24 protein-coding genes, 1 tRNA gene and 1 pseudogene are annotated in these 23,308 nt (G+C 59.9%); 12 read left to right on the top strand and 14 right to left on the bottom strand.

Annotation, left to right across the window (positions count from 1 at the left end; genetic code table 11):
• Positions 1–5: 5 nt before the first annotated feature.
• Complete coding sequence (gene nth, locus BDB13_RS06490; protein ID WP_094270923.1) at positions 6–791, bottom strand: endonuclease III; 786 nt, start codon at positions 789–791, stop codon at positions 6–8.
• A gap of 80 nt (positions 792–871) precedes the next feature.
• On the opposite strand from nth, the gene BDB13_RS06485 reads away from it, so the two are divergent.
• From BDB13_RS06485 to BDB13_RS06460, 6 genes are all read left to right on the top strand, one after another.
• Positions 872–1,135, top strand: a complete 264-nt coding sequence (locus tag BDB13_RS06485; RefSeq protein WP_094270922.1) for a hypothetical protein — start codon at positions 872–874, stop codon at positions 1,133–1,135.
• 207 nt (positions 1,136–1,342) lie between these two features.
• Positions 1,343–2,017, top strand: coding sequence for a Crp/Fnr family transcriptional regulator (locus BDB13_RS06480; protein WP_094270921.1), 675 nt, complete (start codon positions 1,343–1,345; stop codon positions 2,015–2,017).
• A gap of 175 nt (positions 2,018–2,192) precedes the next feature.
• Complete coding sequence (locus BDB13_RS06475) at positions 2,193–2,618, top strand: nuclear transport factor 2 family protein (protein WP_094270920.1); 426 nt, start codon at positions 2,193–2,195, stop codon at positions 2,616–2,618.
• A 15-nt stretch (positions 2,619–2,633) separates the two neighbouring features.
• Positions 2,634–3,194, top strand: coding sequence for a TetR/AcrR family transcriptional regulator (locus BDB13_RS06470; RefSeq protein ID WP_094270919.1), 561 nt, complete (start codon positions 2,634–2,636; stop codon positions 3,192–3,194).
• Between the two features lie 92 nt (positions 3,195–3,286).
• On the top strand, positions 3,287–4,570 hold the full coding sequence (locus tag BDB13_RS06465; RefSeq protein WP_094270918.1) for a carboxylesterase family protein: 1,284 nt from the start codon (positions 3,287–3,289) through the stop codon (positions 4,568–4,570).
• Between the two features lie 51 nt (positions 4,571–4,621).
• Complete coding sequence (locus tag BDB13_RS06460; RefSeq protein WP_094270917.1) at positions 4,622–5,548, top strand: LysR substrate-binding domain-containing protein; 927 nt, start codon at positions 4,622–4,624, stop codon at positions 5,546–5,548.
• A 47-nt stretch (positions 5,549–5,595) separates the two neighbouring features.
• Here BDB13_RS06460 and BDB13_RS06455 read toward each other — a convergent pair whose 3' ends face one another.
• From BDB13_RS06455 to BDB13_RS06415, 9 genes are all read right to left on the bottom strand, one after another.
• Entirely contained in the window at positions 5,596–6,942 is a 1,347-nt protein-coding gene (locus tag BDB13_RS06455) for an MFS transporter (protein WP_094270916.1), read from the bottom strand.
• A 142-nt stretch (positions 6,943–7,084) separates the two neighbouring features.
• The gene (locus BDB13_RS06450; RefSeq protein WP_094270915.1) at positions 7,085–8,098 is read right to left on the bottom strand and encodes an amidohydrolase family protein; all 1,014 of its coding nucleotides are present in this window, start codon (positions 8,096–8,098) and stop codon (positions 7,085–7,087) included.
• Between the two features lie 3 nt (positions 8,099–8,101).
• Entirely contained in the window at positions 8,102–8,623 is a 522-nt protein-coding gene (locus BDB13_RS06445; protein ID WP_094270914.1) for a 3-hydroxyanthranilate 3,4-dioxygenase, read from the bottom strand.
• Entirely contained in the window at positions 8,620–9,072 is a 453-nt protein-coding gene (locus tag BDB13_RS06440; RefSeq protein WP_094270913.1) for a RidA family protein, read from the bottom strand. Before BDB13_RS06440 ends, BDB13_RS06445 begins: the two co-directional genes overlap by 4 nt.
• The gene (locus BDB13_RS06435) at positions 9,069–9,839 is read right to left on the bottom strand and encodes a 2-keto-4-pentenoate hydratase (protein WP_094270912.1); all 771 of its coding nucleotides are present in this window, start codon (positions 9,837–9,839) and stop codon (positions 9,069–9,071) included. Before BDB13_RS06435 ends, BDB13_RS06440 begins: the two co-directional genes overlap by 4 nt.
• A gap of 52 nt (positions 9,840–9,891) precedes the next feature.
• The gene (locus BDB13_RS06430; protein WP_094270911.1) at positions 9,892–11,367 is read right to left on the bottom strand and encodes a 2-hydroxymuconic semialdehyde dehydrogenase; all 1,476 of its coding nucleotides are present in this window, start codon (positions 11,365–11,367) and stop codon (positions 9,892–9,894) included.
• Between the two features lie 100 nt (positions 11,368–11,467).
• A complete protein-coding gene (locus BDB13_RS06425) occupies positions 11,468–12,253 on the bottom strand; it encodes an MBL fold metallo-hydrolase (protein WP_094270910.1) in 786 nt (261 codons plus the stop codon).
• The gene (locus tag BDB13_RS06420; protein ID WP_094270909.1) at positions 12,253–12,723 is read right to left on the bottom strand and encodes a RidA family protein; all 471 of its coding nucleotides are present in this window, start codon (positions 12,721–12,723) and stop codon (positions 12,253–12,255) included. Before BDB13_RS06420 ends, BDB13_RS06425 begins: the two co-directional genes overlap by 1 nt.
• A 5-nt stretch (positions 12,724–12,728) precedes the next feature.
• Positions 12,729–12,893 carry a hypothetical protein gene (locus BDB13_RS06415; RefSeq protein ID WP_094270908.1) on the bottom strand — a complete coding sequence of 55 codons (165 nt, stop codon included), beginning with the start codon at positions 12,891–12,893 and terminating at the stop codon, positions 12,729–12,731.
• 53 nt (positions 12,894–12,946) lie between these two features.
• On the opposite strand from BDB13_RS06415, the gene BDB13_RS06410 reads away from it, so the two are divergent.
• Positions 12,947–13,963, top strand: a complete 1,017-nt coding sequence (locus tag BDB13_RS06410; RefSeq protein ID WP_094270907.1) for an ArsA family ATPase — start codon at positions 12,947–12,949, stop codon at positions 13,961–13,963.
• Positions 13,964–13,992: 29 nt separating this feature from the next.
• Positions 13,993–15,147 carry an ArsA family ATPase gene (locus BDB13_RS06405; RefSeq protein WP_094274718.1) on the top strand — a complete coding sequence of 385 codons (1,155 nt, stop codon included), beginning with the start codon at positions 13,993–13,995 and terminating at the stop codon, positions 15,145–15,147.
• A 1-nt stretch (position 15,148) separates the two neighbouring features.
• Here BDB13_RS06405 and BDB13_RS06400 read toward each other — a convergent pair whose 3' ends face one another.
• Complete coding sequence (locus BDB13_RS06400; protein ID WP_094274717.1) at positions 15,149–15,472, bottom strand: WhiB family transcriptional regulator; 324 nt, start codon at positions 15,470–15,472, stop codon at positions 15,149–15,151.
• A gap of 293 nt (positions 15,473–15,765) precedes the next feature.
• Here BDB13_RS06400 and BDB13_RS06395 point away from each other — a divergent pair.
• Positions 15,766–18,073, top strand: a pseudogene (locus BDB13_RS06395) (penicillin-binding protein).
• Positions 18,074–18,142: 69 nt separating this feature from the next.
• On the opposite strand, the gene BDB13_RS06390 reads toward BDB13_RS06395, so the two are convergent.
• Positions 18,143–18,619: a GatB/YqeY domain-containing protein gene (locus tag BDB13_RS06390; protein ID WP_094270906.1), complete on the bottom strand. Its 477-nt coding sequence runs from the start codon at positions 18,617–18,619 to the stop codon at positions 18,143–18,145.
• 57 nt (positions 18,620–18,676) lie between these two features.
• Between BDB13_RS06390 and BDB13_RS06385 the strand changes: the two genes are divergently transcribed.
• The 3 genes from BDB13_RS06385 (at position 18,677) to BDB13_RS06375 (ending at position 20,216) form a co-directional block, all read left to right on the top strand.
• Complete coding sequence (locus BDB13_RS06385) at positions 18,677–19,645, top strand: metallophosphoesterase (RefSeq protein WP_094270905.1); 969 nt, start codon at positions 18,677–18,679, stop codon at positions 19,643–19,645.
• Between the two features lie 54 nt (positions 19,646–19,699).
• Positions 19,700–19,773: transfer RNA gene (locus BDB13_RS06380), tRNA-Pro, on the top strand.
• Positions 19,774–19,892: 119 nt separating this feature from the next.
• Positions 19,893–20,216 (top strand): hypothetical protein, encoded by a 324-nt coding sequence (locus BDB13_RS06375; protein WP_141210618.1) that lies wholly within the window; start codon positions 19,893–19,895, stop codon positions 20,214–20,216.
• On the opposite strand, the gene BDB13_RS06370 is transcribed toward BDB13_RS06375, so the two are convergent.
• Positions 20,213–21,514, bottom strand: a complete 1,302-nt coding sequence (locus BDB13_RS06370) for a wax ester/triacylglycerol synthase domain-containing protein (RefSeq protein WP_094270903.1) — start codon at positions 21,512–21,514, stop codon at positions 20,213–20,215. The genes BDB13_RS06375 and BDB13_RS06370 overlap by 4 nt on opposite strands.
• Before the next feature lie 71 nt (positions 21,515–21,585).
• A complete protein-coding gene (locus BDB13_RS06365; protein WP_094270902.1) occupies positions 21,586–23,160 on the bottom strand; it encodes an acyl-CoA synthetase in 1,575 nt (524 codons plus the stop codon).
• Positions 23,161–23,308: the final 148 nt, after the last annotated feature.

Below are 23,308 nucleotides of genomic sequence, written 5' to 3'. Positions count from 1 at the left end.
AGCGATCACAACCCGGCCAGAGCGAGCAGGTGCTCAGTCTCCGGCCCCTTGACCAGTGCGGCAGCTTCCGCTTTGTCGGTCGGCCCGAGCCCGTACGACGGGCAGTCCTTGGCCAGGACACACACGCCACACGCTGGTTTCCGTGCGTGGCAGACGCGTCGTCCGTGGAAGATGACGCGATGTGACAGCAGTGTCCATTCCTTACGTTCGATCAGCTCTCCGATGGCATGTTCGACTTTGACGGCATCTTCTTCGTCCGTCCACTTCCAACGTCGAACCAGTCGGCCGAAATGGGTGTCCACGGTAATTCCCGGGACGTCGAATGCGTTTCCCAGGACGACGTTGGCGGTCTTACGTCCGATTCCTGGCAGCGTGACCAGATCTTTGAGCTTGTTCGGCACTTCGCCGTCGTAACGCTCGAGCAGCGCTTGGCCCAATCCGATCAACGACGTGGTCTTGTTCCGATAAAAGCCGGTGGACCGGATGTACTCCTCGAGTTCGAGCCGGTCGGCTTCGGCGTAGGCACGAGCATCCGGGTATCGCGCAAACAGCGCCGGCGTCACCATGTTGACGCGAACATCTGTGCACTGTGCTGACAGGATGGTTGCCACTGCCAGTTCGAGAGGCGTCGTGAAATCAAGTTCGCAGTACACGTGCGGGAATGCCACCGCGAGCTGCCGGTTCATCCGACGTGCGCGACGTACCAACGCCAGATGCGATTCTTCACCACCAGTACCGGTGGACCGCCGTCGCCGAGGTGGCTCTGAACGCTCGGTTGGGGTGGTCTGCACTCAGACAACTGTACGGATATGTCCCGACACGACATTTTGTCGTGTCGATTCCGAGATGTTGGCCGTGTTTACTTTCCCGTATGCAAGGACTCGCTGTGATCCTCTTCCCAGTGCTGTTGATGCTCTTCGCCTTGGCGATGGAGAGGGTCGAACGGCGACTGCGTCGACTCTCGGTGCGGGAAAACGAAGTGGCCGAGTTCCTGGATCAGGCCAGCCAGGACGACGTCGCAGCGCTGGCCAGCGACGGATTCCCGCACGCATTCGCACGGTTCCACTTACAACGGAAAGGGCGTCGCACCAGCAGTCAACTCGGCAGCGGTCGGGATGATCGCCCCGGCCACTGAGCCCCTCGAAGGCGATACAAACTAGCCAATTCTTCCGCTGTCAGGAGAATTTTCGGCCCTTACGTGGCATCAATCACTCGCTCCGGCCACTCGGGACGTAGACTTCGGTGCCGTACCTGTTGCATTACGCACAGATTGCGCAGGTACAAAGATAGATAGTGAAATAAGCGACACCACAAACGAACAAAATCCCAACAAGGAGCGCACGTGGACGACGTCCTGGCAAGAGCCGGCATCTTCCAAGGAGTCGAGCCCTCAGCGGTAGCGGCGCTGACCAAGCAGCTGCAACCGGTCGACTTTCCCCGTGGACATGTCATCTTCAACGAAGGTGAACCGGGCGACCGCCTGTACATCATCGTGTCCGGCAAGGTGAAGATCGGTCGACGCTCACCCGACGGCCGCGAGAACCTGCTGACAATCATGGGCCCGTCCGACATGTTCGGCGAGCTGTCCATCTTCGACCCGGGCCCCCGCACCTCGACAGCCACCACTGTCACCGAGGTTCGCGCAGTGAGCATGGACCGCGACGCACTCAAGGCGTGGATCCAGCAGCGTCCCGAGATCGCAGAGCAGCTGCTCCGCGTTCTCGCTCGCCGCCTGCGTCGTACCAACAACTCGCTTGCCGACCTGATCTTCACGGACGTTCCCGGCCGTGTCGCCAAGGCTCTGTTGCAGCTTGCACAGCGCTTCGGCACCCAGGAAGGCGGCGCACTGCGCGTCACCCACGACCTCACTCAGGAAGAAATCGCCCAGCTGGTCGGTGCTTCCCGTGAGACGGTCAACAAGGCACTGGCCGACTTCGCACACCGCGGATGGCTTCGCCTCGAAGGCAAGAGCGTTCTGATCTCGGATTCCGAGCGTCTCGCACGTCGCGCACGCTAGGTTCTTCCAGCTCGACCTTTCGGCCGCTCCCACTTCTTGTGGGGGCGGCCGAAGTCGTTTCCGGCCTACCGTTGTACCTATTGGTACACTTTGTACCGATTGGTACAAACGAGCCGAGAGGACCCCGCTATGACCGTCAGAGCGCCCATTCCCCCCCTTCACCCCCGAAACCGCCATCCAGAAGGTTCGCCTCGCCGAGGACGGCTGGAATTCACGCGATCCACACAAGGTGTCCCTGGCGTACACGCCGGACAGTTGGTGGCGCAATCGGTCGACGTTCGTCACGGGCCGCACCGAGATCGTCGAGCTTCTCACCGAGAAATGGAATCGCGAACTGGACTACCGCCTGATCAAGGAACTGTGGGCCTACGACGCCAACCGGATAGCGGTTCGATTCGCGTACGAGTGGCACGATCACGACGGACAGTGGTTTCGCTCCTACGGCAACGAGAACTGGGAGTTCGATGCCGACGGCCTGATGCACCACCGCCACGCCAGTATCAACGACGTCTCCATTGAGGAATCCGAGCGAAAGTTCTTCTGGGACCTGACCGGGCCACGCCCACAAGATCATCCGAGCCTGACCGAGTTGGGTCTGTGATGGAAGAATGCACGCATGGCCAGACAGGTAGCTGAACGCTCCGACACAATCCCCGCCCTCGCGGGTGTGTTCCGAACGTACGGGTTCGACGGAGCAAGTCTCGCGGTCATCACCGAACACACCGGGTTGGGCAAAGGTAGTCTCTACAACTTTTTTCCGCGAGGCAAGGAAGAGATGGCCGAGGCCGTACTCGACGAGGTAGACACCTGGTTTGATTCGAAAGTCTTCAACCCTCTTCGTGCAGAAGCAGTTCCGGCACCGGATCGCGTCCGAGACATGTTCGACGCGATTGCCGACTACTTTCAGTCCGGGCAACGGATCTGTCTATTCGGAGCATTTGCGCTCGGCCAGGAACGCGAGCGCTTCGGGACGAAAGTGCGGTCGTACTTCGACGAGTGGATCGACGCGCTGACCGTCGCACTCGAGACCACGGACGATCCCACCGGGCTCGCGGAAGAAGCTGTTGCCGGGATCCAAGGCGCGATCATGATGTCGCGCGCATTGGCCGACGAGGCCGTGTATTCCAGATTAGCGAAGCGCCTCGAACATCGACTGTTGGAAGCTCTTTCGCAATAGTGCATATCGCCCGACCATAAAGGTATTTGTGTCGCTGTCACGCGGTGGCATGCTCACATCAGACAAGACGCAGATACAACGCTAGGGGATGCATGTCCGAGGTAATCGCCGGCACGACTTCGGGACAGTTCCGGGGAGTCCGACGCGAAAGTTCGTTGTACTTCGGCGGAATTCCGTATGCGCGTGCCGGCAGATTCCAGCGGCCCGAACCGGCCGAGCCGCAGATCGGAATTTTTGATGCCACCGCACCGGGAACAGTATTTCCGCAACCACCCTCACGACTCGAACGTGTCATGGGGCCGCCTGTTCCCGAACCAGAGCAGAGCGAGGACAGTTTCACGGTCACGGTCACTACGCCATCCTTGACCGGGCGACGACCTGTGATGGTGTGGCTGCACGGAGGTGGATACTCCAGTGGCGGTGGCTCCCTTCCCTGGTACGACGGTGACGCCTTGTCAACGGAAGGCGACGTCGTCGTGGTCTCGGTCAACTACCGAGTCGGCGTTCTCGGATATCTCCTCCTCGACGGAGTCAGCGAAGGCAATCTCGGAGTCCACGATCAGATCGCCGCGATCGAATGGGTACGGACCAACATCGATGCTTTCGGCGGCGACCCTGATTCGATCACCCTGTTCGGCCAATCCGCTGGTGCACATTCGATAGTGAACCTGTTGAGCAGCAATGCCTCCCGCGCCGGAATCCGCAGAGTCGTATTGCACAGCAGTCCACGTCTGGACTTCAACTTTTCACACTCGACAGCAGTCGAGAACGGCAAAGTTTTTGCGCGGATACTCGGCGGCAATCCGAACACCGCTCCCCTCGCCGATATGCTGGAGGCATTTCGTGGAACAGCGATCGAGTTCGGACAGCGATCAGGCAATGTGGTTCAACCACCGTTCGCTCCCGTCTCCGGAGTAGCGCCGCTCCCCGAGGAATCAGGCACCTTCACCGATGCCCCGGACGCCATCATCGGCTACACACACGACGAAGGATCGGCGTTTCTGCGCGTGACACTCGACCCATCGCGGGACAAAGAGGAAGCGTTGACGCAGAACATGTTTGCCGATACCGCTGTGGAGTTGGCCGATATGTTTGCGGCTACCGGAGCCTCGGTGTACACGTATCGTTTCGATTGGACTCCCGAGGAGAACGCTTTCGGCGCCCCACACTGCATTGATCTCCCGTTCGTCTTGGGATCCCAAAAGGCTTGGCAGGGTTCGCCAATGCTGGGCGACGCCGAGTGGTCGACTGTCGACGAGCTGGGTCGCCGGATTCGACAGCTCTGGATTTCGTTTGCACATAACGGAAGTCCGGACGGCGGAAAATCATGGAAGACGTACACACCGGAGAATCCGATCGGAATCACCTTCGCCTGAGCAACTTCGAGCATCTGTTCGTCAGCGGCAATCCCAGCTAGGATTGCCGACATGGACATGCCCAAGCTCCTCGACGGGCGACTCAAACTCCGCCACCTCTTGCTGGTCGACGCATTGAGTCGTCAGGGCAGCGTGGTCGGTGCCGCCGCTGCACTTCACATCACGCAACCTGTGGCAACTCGCAGCCTCCACGACATCGAGTCGATTCTCGGCGTCTCACTCTTCGATCGCGGGCCACGCGGCATCACTCCGACCATTTTCGGCGAGGCCTTCACGGCTCACGCTCGAGCCGTCATCGCGCAGCTCACCGAAGCCGGCCGGCACGTGGTGGAACTTGCCGACGCAAACCGTGGAACCGTCATCGTAGGAACGCATCTCGCAGGATCAAATGTGTTGTTGCCCGGCGCTATTGCACGCCTGAAGGTTCATCATCCGCTGCTCACAGTGATCGTTCGAGAGAGCACCCCCGAACAACTGCTCACCGATCTCGAAGCCGGCCGAATCGACCTGATTGTCGGCCGGCTCACCTCACCGACCGACGGCACCGCAATAAGGCGTAATCTCTACGCCGAATCAGTCGAACTTGTTACCCGCGTTGATCATCCGCTGACCGAGCGCGAAGACATACAACTCGAAGATCTTCGCAACTTTCCCTGGATCTTGCCCGGCGTCGAAACCGTCCTCCGCCGCGAACTGGAAGAGTTCTTTGTCCGCAACGGCCTCCCGATGCCCGAGAACCGCGTCGAGGCAACATCATTCCTCACAGTTCGACAACTGCTGATCGAGACCGACATGATTGCCGTACTTCCGAGCCTGATTCCCCGCGACGACGCTCGTCTGACCACGCTTCCGATCACTCTCGATCCGATCGGCCACAGTGTAGGTATCACGACTTCTGCCACCAGAACGTCAAGTCCGTCCGCAGAAGCACTGATCGTCACGTTGGGCGCCTTTGCCAAAGAACTCATGCATCCATAAAAGGCCCGCTCCCATCCCCGGGAGCGGGCCTTCGATCATGCAGTCTCTCAAGCGTTCTCGGACATACGAACCTCATCGTACTGCAACCCACGCGATGAATCCGGCACCACCCGGAACAGTGCGATTGCGCCGGCCAGACTGATCGAGCACATTGCCACCAGGTACCAGGTCACTCCGACCGAGGAACCCGTGGCGTCGAGCAGTGCCGTTGCGATCATCGGAGCCAATCCGCCACCCAGAATCGCACCGCTCTGCAGAATCAGCGACGAACCGGAGTATCGCACCTTCGCCGGGAATGTATCCGCGATGATGGCACCCTGGACGCAGTGCGTCACCGGGATGATCAAACCCATCCCGATAAAGGCGACGACGGCGACAACTTTGTTCTCGGTGTTCAGAAGCGGGAAGAAAACAATGCACCACAACAGGATTGCCGCGGATCCACCGATAAACATGTGCCGTCGGCCGTACTTGTCTGCCACCTTGGTCCAGATCGGAATCGAAATGAACCACACGGCTGCCGCGGCAGTGACACTGAGAACCAGGAACTGCTTGTCGTAGCCCAGATGTTGGGTGCCGTATGCAAGGGTGAACACCATGAAGGCATACGCCACTGCCGAGTTCGCAACGCAGGCAGCCAATGTGAGCGAGAGACGAGGGAAACCGACCTTGAGCGCCTCACGCAGCGGGAAGCGTACAATTTCGTTCTTTTCCATGATTCCCGCGAACGACGGTGACTCGGTAACGCGTAGGCGAATCACCAGTCCGATCGCAACCAGAACGAAGCTGAGCAGGAACGGAATACGCCATCCCCACGAAGCAAAGGCCGAGTCCGACATCATTGCGCTGATACTGAGGAAAAGTCCGTTGGCGAGAACAAGTCCGGCTGGTGTACCCATTTGCGGGAAGCCTGCATACAGGTTCTTCTGACCGGCCGGCGCATGTTCCATCGACATCAGTGTCGCCCCGGCACCTTCGCCGCCCAGCCCGATGCCCTGGATGACTCGCATCAGGACCAACAGCACGGGAGCCCAGAATCCGATGGAATCGTAGTTCGGGATCAGGCCGATCAGGGTGGAGCCGACGCCCATCATCACCAGCGAGACGACGAGTGTCGCCTTGCGGCCGATACGGTCACCGAAGTGTCCGAACACGAGGCCACCCACCGGTCGAGCGATGAAGCCGACGGCAAATGTGCTGAACGCAGCCAAAGTTCCCGCGGTGGGACTCAGACTTGGGAAAAATTGCTTGTTGAAGATCAGCGCTGCGGCTGTTCCGTAGAGAAAGAAGTCGTACCATTCAAGAGTTGTGCCGGCGAGGGTTGCCAGGGCAACTCTGCTGCGGGCAGCTTTCTCCGGCAACGGCTTTCCGTCACTGGTTACGCTTTGGGTCATCGCGGATACCTATCGATTGGATGGGCGGCAGGCGGATGGTGGAATCTTCTGTCGCCGACCGTGGTTCACGAGCGTCGTCGATCGTTGTTGTTGAATTGTGCGCGCCCGAGACATGACTCACAAATGCCGAAACACTCGTTAGCTATACCCAAACAGGCATACCCGACAAACCGAGGAACCGTTCGGCATTCCCCCGCGAAATTAGCTGTCGTGCAGCATCATCCAAGAACTCACTCTTACGAACAACATTTCCGACAGGTCGTTCACCCAGCGGATACGGGTAATCACTTCCCACCATCACACGGTCCACCCCCACCGTGTCCACCAGCAATCTCAGCGCACGCTCATCGAAGACGACAGAATCCACGTAGAACCTGCCCAGGTAATGCGAGGGCGGATACTCCGACGTTCCGATGATGTCATTTCGGCCGTGCCAGGCGTTCTCCATCCGGCCGAGCCAGAATGCGAAAGATCCACCGCCATGTGCAAATCCGATCTTCAGCCGATCATCGATCTTGTCGAAGACGCCGCCGAGGATCAGTGCGAGTATCGACAAATGCGTCTCGGCCGGCATCGCGGTGAGCCACTGCGCCATCCAACGATCAAGCCGGGGCGAGTTGGCCATATCCCACGGATGCACGAAGACCGGTACGTCCAGCGACGCGCAATGCTGCAGGAATGTCACGACCCCCTCACTGTCGAGATCGAGATCGCCGACGTGATTGCCGATCTCGACTCCCCGGTGCCCGTTCGCAATGCAACGCTCGAGTTCACGACAGGCGGCATCGGTGTCTTGCAACGGAACCTGACAGAACGGAATAAGTCGGTCCTTCGCGGGTTCTACGATCTCGAGTGCAAGATCGTTGAAGATCCTCGAGATTCTGGTCGCCTGCTCACCGGTGCGGCCGTAATTGAAGAATGCGGGTGTCGGCGAGACAACTTGCGTCTGCACCCCGTCCGCATCCATATCCCGAAGGCGCACCTCGGCATCCCAGGCATCGGACTGGACGCGTCGAAACTCCTTGGTACCCATCATGATCATGGCTTCAGTCTCTGACTCCACCTTCATCCACGGAGCCTCCGGACCTGCATCCGCCGAGAGATCCGGCCACCCCTTGGGCACGTAATGGGTATGAACGTCGATCATGTCGCTCATCGCTCAGCCCTTGCCTGGATGCAGTGTGCCGCAGTTTTCACACGTGCGCGCTTCTTCGCTCTCGTAAAATGTGACGAAGACCGGTGGGAGGTCGGCGACGATGTCGCGCACCTGTAGTTCCACCTCGTAAATCTTGTGATCACATTCCAGGCAGTACCACTGAAACTTTTCCAGCGTTCCCTCGACACGGACGCGCTCGATGACAAGGCCGATCGAACCGGCAGTCGGGCGCTGCGGCGAATGCGGGAGATTTCCTGGCAGCAGCCAGGTTTCACCCTCCCGGATGTCGACGCGCTGGGGTCCGTCTTCCGTCATGACGTTGACGTGAATGTCACCTTCGAGCTGGTAGAACCACTCCTCGTACGGATCGAGGTGATAGTCGGTGCGCTGATTGGGTCCACCGACTACCTGCACGATAAAGTCGTCTCCCAGCGCCATCGTCTGGTTGTTGACGGGCGGCTGCAGCAGATGCCGGTTGTCGTCGATCCACTTCTTGAAGTCGATGACGGGCGGAATCACGGTCATGATGCATTCTCCGTATCTACGAACGCTGAGCGTCGGGAGGCGGGCACGTACGCCACGCCGGAAATTTCGATGAGCAGATGTGGATGCGGCAGTTGATGAACGGCCACAGTCGTTCTCGTCGGGCCGTTTTCGTCGAACAGTTCGGCGTATACCTCGTTGTATCCGCCGAAGTCGTTCATGGACACTAAATAGGACGTGACCTGGACCAGATCGCCCAGTTCACCGCCCACTTCGGCGAGGATCGCGGCAATGTTCTCGATAACGGCACGCGTCTGCGCCCGAATGTCGAGCGACGTCGTACCCATTTCATCGACCTCGACACCGACAAACGTGTTGTCCGGCCTCCGCGAGCTGGTACCCGATACGTAGACAAAATCTCCGACGACCTTGACATGCGGGAACTTACCGCGAGGCCTGGCCAACCTCTCGATGACCTGAGCACCACTCATCGAACACCTCGCACCGAAACGGTTCCCAGTCCCGCAACGTCGCACTGTGCTGTTACCTCATCAAGCTGTATTGCCGCCGTTGCCGCGCCGGCCAGAATGACCTGCCCGGCACGCAAGGGGATTCTGCGTCGACGGGCAATGTCCAGCAAGGCGTGGAGTGCTTGTGCCGGATCGCCAAGGATCGCCGACGTCGAACCGACAACCTCTTCGCTACCGACCTTCATACGGACAACTCGATCCGAGACATCTTGCAAAGGCTGCCACGGCCCGATCACATATCCGGCGGCACTGGTGTTGTCCGCGACGACATCGGTGTAGGTGAAGCGAAAATCGCGATATCGCGAATCGATGATCTCCATTGCCGCGGCGACCGCGTCGACGCATGATTCGATGTCGACACTCGGATCATCGAGGTCGACGTCCTTCGACAGTCGGTACGCCACTTCAGGTTCGATCTTGGGATGAATGAAGGACGACAGGTCGACGTCGCCGCCGTTCTCCACTGTCATCGCGTCGGTCAGTTGGCCGACGATAACCTCGGAGACACCCATCTGGGCCATCTTGGCTTTGCTCGTGAATCCGAGTTTGACGCCGACAATGGATTCCCCGCGCCCGACACGCCTTTCGAGGAGAGCGTTCTGAATCTTGTACGCGTCGTCGATGTCGATGTTGTTATCGTCAGCCAGGCTCGGTGTGTCGGTGCAACTGGTCTGAGCATCGTCGAGACGACGCGCGAGCGCAGCTATGGTGTCTTCTGGGGTTGTCATTACGACTCGCTCATTTCTCGGGACTCGAGTGGATCTGTTGTGGCTTCGATATTCACAGCTGCACGCACACGTTGGTGGGTTCGGTATAGAAGTGCAGCGAGGATTCTCCACCCTCGCGGCCGATCCCGGAAAGACCCGATCCGCCGAACGGAGAACGCAGTTCACGGGTGAACCAGGTATTGACCCAGGAGATTCCGACGTTCATCTTCTGGGCAACGCGATGTCCGCGGCGCAGATCGTTGGTCCACACGGATGCGGCCAGCCCGTATTCGGTGTCGTTGGCCAAAGCAATAGCCTCTGCCTCGGTGTCGAACGGTATGAGCGCGGCAACGGGTCCGAAGATTTCCTCGCGTACTGCGCGGTCCTTGTTGGTCAGGCCGGTCCACAGTGTGGGTTCGATCCAGGATCCACCGGCCAGCGCTTCGCCGAGGTCTGGAATGCCGCCACCGGTGAGAACTTTCGCTCCCCCTTGCTGCGCGATCTCGAAGTAGTCGAGGACCTTCTTGCGATGAGCCTGCGAGATCAGCGGGCCGGTTGTGGTCGCGTCGAGCGTCGGATCGCCGAGACGCAATTCCTGCGCCCGCTCGACGAGCCCGCCGGCAATATCGTCGAAAATGTTGCGGTGCACGTAGACTCGCTCAGTACAGAGACAGACCTGTCCGGTATTTGTGAATACCGATTTGGTGAGGCCGGTCAGTGCTTCGTCGATGTCGACATCGTCGAACACGATTGCGGCGTTCTTGCCACCCAGTTCGAAGGAGACCGGGAGAACCCGTGGCGCAACTGTTTTCATGACGTGAGATCCCGTTGCCGATGAGCCGGTGAAGGTGACACCGTTGATACCGGGATGTGTAGTGAGGAACTCGCCGGCCGAGTTGGCGCCGAAGCCGTGAACGACGTTGTACACGCCGGCCGGCAGGCCCACCTCTTCGAGCACCTCTGCCAGCAACGACGCTGTGGCTGGGGTTTCTTCGGACGGCTTGACCACCACGGAGTTTCCACAGGCGAGGGCCGGTGCAACTTTCCACGTCAAAAGAAGCAGCGGCAGGTTCCACGGCACGATGACAGCGACCACGCCGAGCGGCTTACGGATCGCATAATTCAGGGCCTGCTTGCCTCCGGCTAGGTCCGTGACAAACGATTCCTGCCCGGCCGCAGCCACGATGTCGGCGAATGCCCGAAAGTTCGATACGGCGCGAGCGACGTCCAAAGACCGAGCCTGTGTGATGGGCTTCCCGGTATCTGCCATCTCGGCAGCAACAAACTCCTCGAACCGCTCCTCGATCCGGTCGGCCGCGCGGCGCAACAATGCAGTTCGCTCCCCCACCGGTGTATCCGCCCAGCCGTTGTCCAAGGCCCGCCTGGCCGAGGTCACAGCCCGATCAACCAGCGCGCGGTCGGCCTCGTGGACCCGGGCGAGAACACGGCCCGTTGCGGGGTCTACCTGCTCGAAGCTCGATGACTCGTCCGGTTCGACATACGCGCCATCCACGTAGTTGCGGATCCATCCGTCGCAGTGTGTGGTCATGGACCAACTATTGACCTGCATCCCATGTCGAACAAATGCAAAAACTGCCGCCAGCCATGCCTTAATAGGCATAGCTGGCGGCAGGGGCTACTGCAAAGGTTCAGCGGCGCAAATACGCCAACTGCACGTTCACGGATTTCTCGGCAACCGGCCACAGCTTGGGGTCGACGTCCGAATAGACATGTTCGACAACATCTCGGACAGATGCCGAATCACCGAGCGTCACCAACGCCGCTCGCACCTGATCGAGCCGCTCTTCGCGGTGAGCAAGATACTTCTGCGAAATCTCTTGCAAATCAGGCAGTTCCGGACCATGACCGGGCAATACCGTTCGCCCGTCACCGAGTTCGATGAGTGCGCGCAGCGAGGTGAGGTAGTCCCCCAGATCGCCGTCGGAATCGTCGAGAACCGTTGTGCCGCGGCCGAGGATTGTATCGCCGGTAAGCACGCTGCCATCGTTTTCGATCACGATCGATACGGAATCGGCAGTATGGCCGGGAGTTGCGACGATCCGCAATCTCAGCCCGGCAACCTCGATGACTTCGCCGTCGACAAGCGTCGTACCGCTACCGCGCAAAAACTCCGGATCCACGGAACGCACTGGTGCCGAGGTTAATTCGTGAAAACGGCCCACCCCGCCGGTGTGATCGAAATGCCGGTGCGTGATCAACGTCAACACAACCCGACCGGTTCCGGCCACACGGTGCAGATGTTCTTCGTCATTGTCACCGGGATCGACGACAACACAGTCGGCATTGCCCGGTAGCTGCAAAATCCATGTGTTGGTGCCGTCGAGCGTCATCATGCCCGGGTTGTTTTCGAGCATGACCGACGCAATGTCGGTGACGGCGCGAAGCTGCGCGTAGGCGGGGTGAACCGTTGCCATCAGCGAACTTCGACGATCATGTCCACCTCGACGGCTGCACCGAGGGGAAGTTCTGCAACACCGACAGCAGCACGGGCGTGAATGCCCGCGTCACCGAAGACCTCACCGAAGAATTCGGACGCACCGTTGATCACGCCGGGCTGACCGGTGAATCCTTCGGCGGACGCAACGTAGCCGACGACCTTGACGACTCGAACGACATTGTCGATGCCCACCAGCGCGTCGACAGCAGCAAGTGCGTTGAGCGCGCAGACACGCGCGGCAACCTTCGCATCTGCTTCCGACACGCCCGCACCGAGTTTGCCCGTCAGCGACAATTTTCCGTCCACGAACGGCAACTGCCCGGACGTGTAAACGTGATCGCCCGTACGAACGGCCGGGACGTACGCCGCAACCGGTGCGGCAACTGCGGGAAGCTCGATGCCGAGCTCGGCCAGACGCGCTGACCAGGTCTGTGGTGCCTCACTCATGTACTTCAGCCCTTCGGACGCTTGAGGTACGCGACGTGCTGCTCGCCCGACGCGCTCGGCAGTACGGTAACCAGTTCCCATCCGTCGACACCCCAGTTGTCGAGGATGGCCTTCGGATTGTGGACCAGAAGCGGGGTAACGGTGTATTCCCAGGAAGTCGTTTCACTCATGCGGTGAGCCTATCCCGCGCACAAGTTCGGTCCCAGACTTATAGGCTCGCGGTGTGGTTGCATCCCAAGATGAGCTGAGCAAGACCTGGCCGGAGTCTGCATCGAAGGCCCGCTTGCATTTTGTGTCGGGCAAAGGCGGAACCGGTAAGTCGACGGTAGCTGCCGCGTTGGCGCTCGCGTTGGCCGAAGGCGGTCGACGCGTGTTGCTGGTGGAAGTGGAGGGTCGCCAGGGAATTGCGCAGCTCTTCGACGTGCCGCCTCTACCGCCTCAGGAAACCAAGGTCGCTGCCGCCGAGGGCGGTGGCGTCGTAATGGCCCTGGCCGTGGACATCGAGACCGCGTTCCTCGAATACCTCGAGATGTTCTACAACCTGGGCTTTGCAGGACGCGCGATGCGTAGGTTCGGGGCCATCGAGTTCGCCACCACCATCGCTCCGGGTCTACGGGACGTGCTGCTCACCGGCAAGATCAAGGAGTGCGTGATCCGCACCGACCGGACTGGCAAGCGGGTGTACGACGCCGTCGTCGTCGACGCTCCGCCGACGGGCCGGATCGGCAGTTTCCTCGACGTCACGAAGGCGATGGCCGACCTGGCGAAGGGCGGACCGGTGCATTCGCAGAGCGAGGGCGTTGTGCGGTTGCTGCATTCACCCGAGACCGTGGTGCATCTGGTTGCCTTGCTCGAGGCTCTACCGGTGCAGGAAACTGCAGATGCCGCGGCGGAACTGGCCCGCGACGATCTCAATCTCGGGGCCGTCATCGTCAATCGCGCGAGCCCCACTTTCCTGCCCGAAGGCACCCTTGCCGATGCTGCGACCGGAAACATCGATGCGGACGCAATCCGGTCGACGCTCTCCGGTGTCGGTCTGGATCTGTCCGACGACGACTTCGCCGGCCTGCTGACAGAAACGATCGAGCATGCCTCGGTACTCGAGGCTCAGGAAGCCAGTGCGGAGAAACTGCGTGAGATCGACGGCGCGCGTATGCAATTGCCGGCACTTGCCGACGGCGTCGATTTGGGCGGGTTGTACGAGTTGGCCGAGTACCTCATGGAACAAGGTGTCCGATGACCGAAACCACTGAATCCGCCGAAAACGTCATGAACAGCAGTGGCCGCACCGGGCGTCGCAGTGCCCCGGTGCTCGACATTTCCGCGATCATCAACGATCCGACGTCACGAATCGTGGTGTGCTGCGGCGCGGGCGGCGTCGGGAAGACCACGACGGCGGCGTCGTTGGCGCTGAGGGCAGCGGAGCAAGGTCGACGCGTCGTCGTCCTCACGATCGATCCGGCGAGGCGTCTGGCGCAAGCACTCGGCGTCGAGGAACTCGGCAACACACCACAACCGGTGAAGCTCGGACCGGAGGCCACCGGCGAGTTACACGCGATGATGCTGAACATGCGTCGCACCTTCGATGAGATGGTGATCGAGCATTCCAGCCCGGAAAAGGCCGAGCAGATCCTGGCGAACCCCTTTTACCAAACCGTTGCCACATCGTTCTCCGGAACTCAGGAGTACATGGCAATGGAGAAGTTGGGGCAGCTCGCGTCGGACGACAAATGGGATCTCGTTATCGTCGATACACCTCCGTCACGGAATGCACTCGATTTCCTCGACGCGCCGCAGCGGCTCGGTACGTTCCTCGACGGACGCATGATCCGCCTTCTTTCCGCACCCGGGCGCGGCCTGACCAGGCTGGTAGCGGGTGCCATGGGATTGGCGCTCAAGGGTGTGTCGACGATTGTGGGCAGCGCGATGCTTTCCGACGCGTCGGCGTTCGTTCAATCGCTGGATTCGATGTTCGGCGGTTTCCGAGAGCGCGCCACCAAGACCTACGAACTCCTTCGCCAGCCTGGCACCCATTTCTTGGTGATCGCTGCTGCGGAACCTGATGCGCTGCGGGAGGCTGCATTCTTTGTCGATCGACTAGCTGGTGATTCGATGCCGTTGGCGGGGTTGGTGTTGAACCGAACGCACCCGACCCTGACGGCTCTACCAGCAGATCATGCGGTGACGGCTGCCGACAAGCTCGAGGCCGAGGAGAATCCGACCGACGCGGAGGAATTGACGGCGGCGGTCTTGCGTATTCACGCTCATCGCGCGGTTATTGCAAAGCGCGAGGTGGGGTTGCTCAGCCGATTCACCGCAGCGCATCCACGGGTTCCGTTGATCGGTGTTCCGTCGTTGCCGTTCGAGGTTTCCGACCTCGAAGCCTTGCGCGCTGTGGGTGATCAGCTCACCCGCAAGGGTTAGTTCAGACTGCGGAATGCTGCTGACGCTGGCCTTCGAAGAATTCGGACCAGGAGTCGACGTCGGGGTGCTGCTTGAGGAGAGCGCGTCGCTGACGCTCAGTCATGCCGCCCCAGACCCCGAATTCGACGCGATTGTCGAGGGCGTCGGCGCCGCACTGCATGAGGACGGGGCAATGCCGACAGATAGTTGCTGCCTTGCGCTGCGCAGCACCACGGACAAATAGCTGATCGGGGTCTACCTCACGGCAACGTGCCTGGGTTACCCAGGCAATGCGAGCCTCTGCTTGCTCGACGTCCAAACGGCTACTCGGGGTGGCTGTGTACATTCTGGTCCCCTTTACAAAAGTCTGACCGTCGCCGTGGGGCGAGCAGCGCAACATCTCGGACTTCGCGATTATCACGACGAAAGCTGAGACACATTCGTGATCAAGTGTTACGTCGATCACATCGTTCACACAATTTAGGTAAAGAACCGCCTGGACGCAAGACGGTCAACCGCATTTTTTGGTACGGGAGTACAAACCGGGTGTTCAGGACGTTTTGTGCATAAAAAAATTTCTAGAACCGTGTCCACTAGGTGGGCACACGTACTCTGTAGATCGTGTCGATTGCAAAAACAGTGGCGAAGCTCGCCGGAAGCTCTGCTTTGGCCGGAGTTCTGCTAGCCGGAATCATGTTCCCCGTAGCAGGTGGGATGGGATTCGCATCCAACCGAGCCGCGGATACCGTCGACAATGTCTCGGCGGAGTTGGTCGAAGGTACGGTTCCCGCGGTCTCGACGATGGTCGATTCAGCCGGCACCCCATCGCCTGGCTGTACGACCAACGACGGTTCGAAGTCCCGAGCGACAAGATCTCCAACAACATGAAGTTGGCGATCGTCTCCATCGAGGACCGGCGATTCCCCGATCACAAGGGAGTCGACTGGCAGGGAACCATGCGCGCATTCCTGACCAACACCACCTCCGGTGAAGTTCAGCAGGGCGCGTCGACGCTCGATCAGCAGTACGTGAAGAACTACCAACTGTTGGTCGTCGCAAAAACCGATGCCGAACGCCGCGCCGCGATCGAAACGACTCCGGCTCGAAAGATCCGTGAAATTCGTATGGCCCTCACCCTGGACAAGGAACTCACGAAAGACGAGATCCTGACCCGGTATCTGAACCTGGTGCCGTTCGGCAACGGTTCCTTCGGAATCCAGGATGCTGCGCAGACGTACTTCGGAGTCAATGCCGCAGATCTGACTGTCCCGCAAGCCGCGATGCTCGCCGGCATGGTTCAGTCCAGTTCGGCTTTGAACCCGTACACGAACGTCAAGGGCGTCACCGAGCGTCGCAACACTGTGCTCGACACGATGATCACCAACATTCCCGATCGCGCCGACGAATTCCGGGCAGCCAAGTCGGAGCCGTTGGGTGTCCTCGAGACCCCGAACAGCTTGCCTCGCGGATGCATCGCAGCCGGTGACCGCGGATTCTTCTGCGACTACGCGCTCAAGTACCTCTCGGACTCGGGTATCAGCCGCGACCAGATCAACGAGGGCGGCTACCTCATCAAGACCACTCTCGACCCGACGGTTCAGGCGACCACGAAAGCCGGTCTCAACGCGAACGCGAAGGCCAACCTCGACGGCATCGCCAATGTCATGAGCGTGATCCGCCCCGGCCAGGATTCACACAAGGTTCTCGCGATGGCCAGCAGCCGAACCTACGGTCTCGACGCCGATGCCAGTGAAACTGTTCAGGCTCAGCCGTATTCGCTCTCCGGCGACGGAGCGGGTTCCGTATTCAAGGTGTTCACCACTGCGGCAGCGATGGAAAAGGGCCTCGGCATCGACTCCATCCTCGACGTTCCCCGACGATTCGACGCCAAGGGATTCGGTAGCGGCGGTGCGGCCGGATGCCCGGTGTCCACATACTGCGTCGAGAACGTCGGCAACTATCCGGCGAAGCTGTCCGTAACGGATGCTCTTGCGCAGTCCCCAACACCGCATTCGTGAAGCTCATCGTGGATACGGGTGTGACACCGACCGTCGACATGGCCGTGCGTCTGGGTATGCGCTCGTACGCGGAGCCCAACACGTCCGGGTTCGACGAACGCAGCATGGCCGACTTCCAGAAGGATCAGAATCTCGGTTCGTTCACACTCGGCCCCACGTGGATCAATCCACTTGAATTGTCCAATGTCGCAGCAACTTTGGCGTCGCACGGCAAGTGGTGCCCGCCCAGTCCGATCGACTCCGTCGTCGACCGCAGTGGCAAGCCGATCACTGTCACCGAGCAGGGATGCGAGCAGGTAGTCGAGCCCGGCCTGGCCGATACTCTCGCCAATGCCCTGAGCCGTGACGACGTCGGCGCCGGCACTTCGGCTGGTGCTGCGAGCAGCGCCGGCTGGAACCTGCCGATGTCCGGCAAGACCGGTACGACCGAGACGCACAAGTCGTCGGCGTTCCTCGGATTCACCAACAACCTCGCAGCCGCCGTCTATATCTTCGGAGACTCCCCGACGCCGGGCGAAATCTGCTCGAGCCCGCTACGTCCCTGCGGCAGCGGCAACCTGTACGGCGGTACCGAACCTGCGCGAAGTTGGTTCGCGGCAATGATGCCGGTGGCAAACAACTTCGGCCCGACGGCCTTGCCTCCGATCGATCCGAAGTACGCACACGGATCTCAGAACGGTCAGGTCCCCGAGGTTGTCGGGCTGAGCCAGTCAGCAGCAACGTCCCGACTGCAGGAATCAGGCTTCACCGTCAACCCGGTGACAGCCGCGTCCAATGCGCAAATCGGCACGGTAACCGGCGCATCTCCGTCGGGTTCGGCAGTCCCCGGTTCCACGATCACGATCTACATCAGTGACGGATCGGTGCGAGCTCCGGCCCCGAATGCGCCGGCACCCGAGACGCCACCGGCAGCGACACCACCTCGCTAGTCACAGCTGACAAGAACGGCCGCTTTCCTCCTAAGGAGGAAAGCGGCCGTTCTCGATTGCGAGTGATGTTTACAGACGCGACTTCACGGCAGAAGAGATACGTGCGCCGTCCGCCTTGCCCTTGGCCAAAGCGTTGGCCGCCTTGATGACCTGGCCCATCTGACGCATCCCCGGACGCTCACCGAGTTCCTCGGATACCTGAGCCATCGCGGTATCGACGACGTCGACGAGTTCTGCGTCGGTCAACGGCGTCGGCAGGTACTCGTCGATGATCTGAGCTTCTGCGCGCTCTTTCGCGGCGAGTTCACCGCGGCCGTTCTCGGTGTAAATTTCGGCGGCTTCTCCGCGCTTCTTCGATTCCTTGGCAAGAACCTTGATGATTTCTTCGTCGGTGAGAACCCGTGCTTCCTTGCCGGCAACCTCTTCGGTCTGGACTGCTGCCATGAGCATCCGGAGGGTGGCGGTGCGGAGCGGATCCTTTGCCTTCATGGATGCGACCATGTCGGTACGGAGGGTGTCTTTGAGCGTTGCTGTCGTGTCGGACATGGGTGAAACGCTACGCGCACACCGCACCGTCCGTCCTCTTAGTTATATCCTTGACTGGTGTCTGACCAGTTCCGCACCAATCTGACCCGCACCGCACTTGGTGCCGCGGGCGTCGCTGCACTCGGAATCGGGTACGCATCCGGCATCGAACGCAATGCTTTTGCATTGCGTGAGGTGACAATGCCTGTACTCGCACCGGGTTCGTCCTCGCTACGGGTTCTCCACCTCAGCGATCTGCACATGATGCCGAACCAGAGGTTGAAGCAGAACTGGCTTCGCGAACTCGAGAGCCTCGATCCTGACCTCGTCGTGAACACGGGTGACAACCTGTCGCATCAGCGCAGTGTCCCCGCAGTTGTGCAGGCGCTCGGCGACCTTCTTGCACGTCCCGGCCTATTTGTCTTCGGCAGCAACGATTACTTCGCTCCGAAGCCGAAGAACCCGCTGAGCTACATCTTCGACAAGAAGAAGCGCATCACCGGAGATCCCCTGCCCTGGGGAGACCTGCGTGCGGCCTTCACCGAACGCGGCTGGCTCGACGTCACGCACGTACGACGCGAACTCGAAGTATCGGGCATCAAAATCGCAACAGCAGGTGTCGACGATCCGCATCTCAAGCGTGATCGCTACGACACCATCTCCGGGCCACCCAATCCGCTGGCTGATTTGAAACTCGGTTTGACACACTCCCCGGAACCTCGCGTACTCGATCGGTTTGCGGACGACGGTTATGACTTGGTTCTCGCCGGCCATACGCACGGTGGGCAACTGTGCCTGCCGTTCTACGGCGCATTGGTGACCAACTGCGAGTTGGACCGCTCACGGGTCAAGGGGCCATCCAAGTGGGGCGCTCACACCCAATTGCACGTCTCCGCGGGAATCGGAACGTCGCCGTGGGCACCGGTGCGATTCTGCTGCCGTCCCGAGGCAACTTTGTTGACGTTGATTCCTGCGCCGAGGCGTGAACCGGAACACTCGTCGGCACGCAGTGATGCGCAGTCACAAGCACCAGTTTTACGCAACTGACCAGCGGATTTAATACCTGCCAACTTCGTGCTGTAAGCTAACCGAGGTTCGACACGGGGTGTGGCGCAGCTTGGTAGCGCGCTTCGTTCGGGACGAAGAGGTCGTGGGTTCAAATCCCGCCACCCCGACAGTGAAGAACTTGAAGAAGGCACTTTCTCCGCAAGGAGAAGGTGCCTTCTTTTGTTGCGGACCTTTCAATTGTGAACTTTTCCGGGTGCGCTACCGTGCACTCGAGGAGGTGGTGACAGTGAGCAAGAACGAGGACTTCGCACACAATGACATAGCCAGCCGCAGTCGCCGAGAAAAGGCGTTGGGGCTGGCCAAGTTTGCGTGGGATCGAGGGATCACCGGCGCCGAACTGCTGGACATGCCCGACGATCGGTTGCGCAAGCTCGCTCGGGCGGCCGACGCGAACCCGCCGAGCACCCGCGAGACCTGGACCATTGCGGCAGGGCTCATCAACGAGAAGGATCAGTGGGCGTCGAAGCACCCCGATAGGCCGGAATCGCAGCGAGCGCATCCCGACGAGAAGATCATGTGGGTGAAAAAGCCGATCGAGCCCTGGCTTTAGCGAGTCTTCTGCTTCTCGAGACACGCCAACACGCGGGCTGCGTTTTCCTCCAGAATCGCCGCGTATTCGCGGATATCGCCGGCATCCGGAGTGCCGCTCATCACCGAAATCGTGAGCACATCACCTACCGAATAAATTCCGTGATTGAACGGACTCCGCGGTGACACGTATGGAAATGATGCGGTCAGCACGATTGTGGAATCACCCAGAGTCATGGTGGCCGGGCCGCGATTGACACTGCTCGCGACAGTCCCCAATTTCGGCTCACTCGCGAGCTTCGGATTGACTGCGATTGCCGGAAGTGCGTCTTGCAGCGCACGCACTGCTCGGTAAGCGTCGGGAAATCCGGCTTTGCCCTTCACATTGTTTTCCGTGATGGCAACGATTCGGTCCGCGGGATCTTCCTTGTCCATCGCCAAATCGATGTGATAGCAACCCATGTGGTTTTGTCCGCGCACATCGGCGTCGGCCGGCGCTCCGGACATCACTTGCATGGACCGCGGACTCTTGTCGCCGAAACGCTCTTCCAACGAAAAAGAAATAATTGCCTGGGCGATGCTGGTGACCGTCGCTCCCGGCCAGAATCCCTTGACGTCTCGAATCTGCTTCAAGTCGAGGTTGATTGCGGCGGCTGACCGCTTGCCCGAAAACGTCACAGCGCCGCCACCGGAATTGGGGGCATCGTATTTCCTGGTCTCCGGCAATGCGCGAAATGCGCGGACATATTGTCGCGGAGTGGCGAGAAGTCCTGTGAGCGACAACCTCCACGGGTTGGGCGCTGTCAGTTCCGGAACAAACTCCGGAAGAGGCGTCGACGAGAACAGAGCCTGAACAATCGCTTTATACACACGACCGTCACCCAACGCATGTGACGCCTTCAAAATCACTGCGGTGGCTTCACCCTGCACGCCAGGCGCGTCACGAATCCCTCGAATGACATGCAGTCGCCAGAGGCATTTGTAGGGGTCGACGATCTGTGCGGCAATCTCGCTGAAGTATTGGAAAACACCTTCCCAGGAGGATATTTCGGTGTCATCCTCGACATGATCGGCGATGTCGAACGGTGTCGTGTCGATCCAGTACGGAAAATTCAATCTGCCGGGAACCCGGGTGAGCGTCCATCGCAATTCAGGTATCTTCGACGCTCGATCCCCGAGAAATTCCAGTAACTCCGACTTACCCAAAGGAATCGACGTACCCGAATCGAACAAGAAGATCGTCAGAACATCCGTCGATCTGTTTTCGACATTGGCCCCGATCAATTCGTAGTCAACCGAAGTCAGTTGGTTCCTGGGCATAGTTGCATCTCCGACACGGTAAACAGCAATGGGGAAAATCAACCATAAACTTTCCCCATTGCTACCGCGAATCAGCTACACGCCAGCGACGATGTCTCCGCGAGGGTTTCCTTCGCCCAGCGGTAGTCGGCTTTACCGCTCGGGGAGCGCAGAATTTCCGGAACCAGCACGATCGAACGCGGAATCTTGTACCCCGCGACATGAATACGGCAATGCTCGGACAGGTCATTGAGCTCGACGTCTTCGAAGCCAGGACGGACCTGAACGACGGCCGCAACTTTTTCACCGAATCGCGCGTCGGGAGCCCCTGCAACCAGAGCGTCGAAAACCGCTGGATGGGTTTTCAGTGCCTGCTCAACCTCTTCGGGGTAAATCTTCTCCCCGCCGGAGTTGATGCACATGGAACCGCGGCCCAGCAGCACGATCGAACCGTCTGCTTCGATCGTGCCCATGTCTCCGGGCACAGCCATCCGGACGCCGTCGACGACGGGGAATGTCGCGGCAGATTTCACCGGATCTTCGAAGTAAGCGAGGGGAACATGCCCGACCCTCGCGATGTAGCCGACGGTGTCGGATCCCGGCTCGATGCGACGGAACTCGTCGTCGACCAGAATCATGTTGGGGTTGGAGCGAATTCGTCGAATTCCGTCCTCACCGAATTCGAGGACGCCGTCATGGCCGGATTCGGAAGCGCCGAATGTGTCCTTGATGACCAAGCCGGGGAACCGGGCCTTCAATTCTTCCTTGAGGTTCAAAGAGAACAGCGCGCCGCCGGATCCGATCATCTTCAGCGTCGAGAGATCGTATTTGCCATCCGATGCCGCGATCGCATCGGCGATGGGACGGGCGATGGCGTCGCCGACAACCGTGATTCCGGAGATCTTCTCAGCTTCAATGAGTCGGGGTACGTCAGCCGGATCGAAGCCTCGGGTCAGCACTCGTGGCGCTGCCATCAGGAATGCGGCAAGAAGTGAGTAGATGGCGGCGCCGTGCATGAGCGGCGGAATGAGCAGGAGCACAACAGGGTTGGTGTTCGCAACGGCTGCAGCAACCACTTCTTCGACACTGAGAAGCGGCGGACCACCGAAGTTCGCGCCGCCGAGTGCCGCGAGGTAGAAATCTTCCTGGCGCCAGACAACGCCCTTGGGCATGCCCGTCGTGCCACCCGTGTAGATGACAAAATGATCGTCGCCGGAGCGAGGACCGAAATCCCGTAGGTCGGACGCCGCAGCCAGGGCGCTTTCGTACTCGTCCCCCACGACAAGAATGTTCTGAATCGCTGGGCATTTTGAGACGACTGCACGTGCAAGCGGTGCGAACTCGCTCTCGACCAGCAGTGCCACCATCTTCGAGTTGGTGTAGACGTACTCGAGTTCGACGTCGGTGTAGCGGAAATTGACGTTGATCGGAACGGCCCTGATCTTCATGCAAGCCAACAGCGCCTCAACGTATTCCGCACAGTTCCGCATGTGAATTCCGACGTGCTGCCCCGGTTCGACGCCGACGGACTGAAGGTGATGCGCCAATCGGTTGGCCCGTAGTTCGAGTTCTCGATAGGTGAAACGTTGACCCTCGAGAATCAGCGGCGTGCGATCAGGAATTGCATCGGCCACAGCCTCGAACAGATCGGCCACGTTCAGGGTCATCGGATTCCTCACTACAGCGTCTTCGCTTACTTGCACAGGTCTTTCGCGAAGCTAACACGTTCACTGACGCAGTGACGGTGAATTGCGTCAGGATGTCCGAACGACGGGAGAAATCATGCACTCGATGCAATTGCGAGCCACTTTCGTC

Source organism: Rhodococcus sp. OK302 (genome assembly GCF_002245895.1).
Classification (GTDB): Bacteria; Actinomycetota; Actinomycetes; order Mycobacteriales; family Mycobacteriaceae; genus Rhodococcus_F.
Note: the sequence above shows the minus strand (reverse complement) of the source record. Positions and strands in the feature narration are given on the sequence as shown.